2 protein-coding genes are annotated in these 2,081 nt (G+C 55.6%); both read right to left on the minus strand.

Translation table 11 applies throughout. The features are described from left to right. Positions 1–91: 91 nt before the first annotated feature. Complete coding sequence (locus tag WA989_RS09340) at positions 92–469, minus strand: response regulator (protein ID WP_424340230.1); 378 nt, start codon at positions 467–469, stop codon at positions 92–94. 5 nt (positions 470–474) lie between these two features. Then, positions 475–2,081, minus strand: a 1,607-nt coding sequence (locus WA989_RS09345) for a sensor histidine kinase (RefSeq protein ID WP_424340231.1), incomplete at its 5' end; no start/stop codon positions are given.

Consider the following 2,081-nt stretch of genomic DNA (forward strand, 5'->3'; position numbering starts at 1 on the left):
ACCGGAGTGCAAATTAACTTGCTGAAGTCGTTTCATTTCGTGATGCATCCACAGACGTAAGGATGAAACGTGCGATATGCTTAAATTTTCTCTACGAAAGCAGCGAAGTAATAGTCCGCAACAGTTCTTTGGGATCGTAGGGCTTTTTTACCATTGGCGCATGCTGGAAATCAGGCGCCTCGGCGTCGGTGCCAGTGTATCCTGAGATGATGACAAATGGAATATTCTGTTCTTTTAGGACAGCGGCCACCGGAGCCGAAGACTCGCCATTTAAGTTCATATCGAGCGTGACGACATCCGGGCGCTCTGTTTCAAGTGCCGCAAGCGCGCTCTGGATGTTGCGTGCTGGTTCGAGCACTTCGATCCCCTGTTCCTCGAAAAACATCTCGAGATCCATGACCAGTAGCACTTCATCCTCGACAATGAGCAAGCGGTAGCCTGTCACATCCTCCGTCTTTTCATCGGACACGGTGCTCACTCTCCTTTCGCCGCGGGGAATATGATCTCTGCCGTCAACCCCTCTGGGCTGAAGCGCAACTTCGCTGAACCATCGAGTTCGTAGGCACTGGCGCGCTCGATCAGTTTTGTGCCAAATCCTTTGGGGCTGGTATCAGCGATCGGTGGCCCTCCGAATTCTGTCCACAAAAGCCGAAGCTGTCGATCACTGCCAATATCTGGCGCGTCCCAAGTGACCCTAAGCTTGCCGTCCGCAGTGGACAGAGCGCCATATTTCGAGGCGTTCGTTGCAAGTTCATGCAAAATTAACGCGAGGCCGAGACCTTGTTTTGGAGTGAGCCGGGTCTTCGGTCCGTCGACGACTTGATCTATCGCGCCATCCCGGTCGTAGGCCTCCAACGTGGCCCGAACCAAGGTTGCAAGGTCGGCGGATTGCCAGTTCGTATCAAGCAGCTGATCGTGAGCACGTGCCAAGGCCTGGATGCGTCCGATGAACCTGCCGCGGTATTGCTCTGTCGTCATGCTTGCGACACCAGGCTGGCGCGCAAGCGCCTGGACCACCGCGAGAGTGTTCTTGACCCTGTGGCTGAGTTCACGCGTCAGCAACCGGCGCTGGTCTTCAGCTTGCTTCCGTTCCGAAATGTCACGAAACAGGACACCGATGCGATGCTCATCCTCGCCGTCCACCGGAAAGGCATAGCTTTCGTAGTAGCGGCCCAAACCCGATGCCGGTGCTTCGAACCGCTCGGGTTTTTGGGTCAGCGCGATCCGCCCGTAAGTCTCGACCCAGTGATCCTCGAGCTCGGGCACGAGCTCGCGCGCGGTCCGGCCAAGGGGCTTTTCAAGGCCGGTCTGGCGCGAAAAAGCGTCGTTTACCTCAATGAACTTGTAATCGACCGGTGCGCCGTCGTCGGAGAAGACCATCTCGAAAATTCCAAAGCCTTCGTCGATTGAATTGAAGAGCGTCTGATAGCGCTGCTGGCTTTCTGCAAGCTGCTGCTCCGCCATGAGGCGCGACGTGATATCCACGAAGGTCAAGACGACACCATCAATCCGATCTTCAATCGTGCGGTAGGGCCGGATACGCATCATGAAGCATCTCCCGTCTTGGGAGGTGACCTCGGTTTCAAGCGGCGAGAGATCGCGCAGCACCCGCCGCGCGTCCGTTTCGATAGCGTCATAACGCAGACGGTGCGTGAAATCGGTAATACTACGTCCGGTGTCCATATCCGTCACGTTGAAAAGATCGCCAATTGCGGGCGTGAACATTCGTATTCGGAGCTTGGCGTCCAGAAACAGAGTGCCGATTTCGGTCGCTGCGGTCAGGTTTTGGAGGTCGCTATGAGCTGTGGAAATACTTTCGAGCTTGATCTTCAGTTCGGAATTTACGGTCTGAAGCTCTTCGTTCATCGACTGAAGCTCTTCCTTCGACGTCTCGAGTTCCTCGGAAGTAGAGCGGTATTCCTCGTTAATGGATTGGAGCTCTTCGTTCGCGGCCCGCAGATCCTCGATTGCCGTTTCGTGTTCTGAGCGGCTTCCAACCAGCGCCTCCTGTGCTGCCTTTAGTTCGGTGTGAAGGCGACGCACCTCGTCATCGCGGACCTCACCCTCATCGATATCCTCGT

Source organism: Henriciella sp. (genome assembly GCF_049649345.1).
Lineage (GTDB): Bacteria > Pseudomonadota > Alphaproteobacteria > Caulobacterales > Hyphomonadaceae > Henriciella.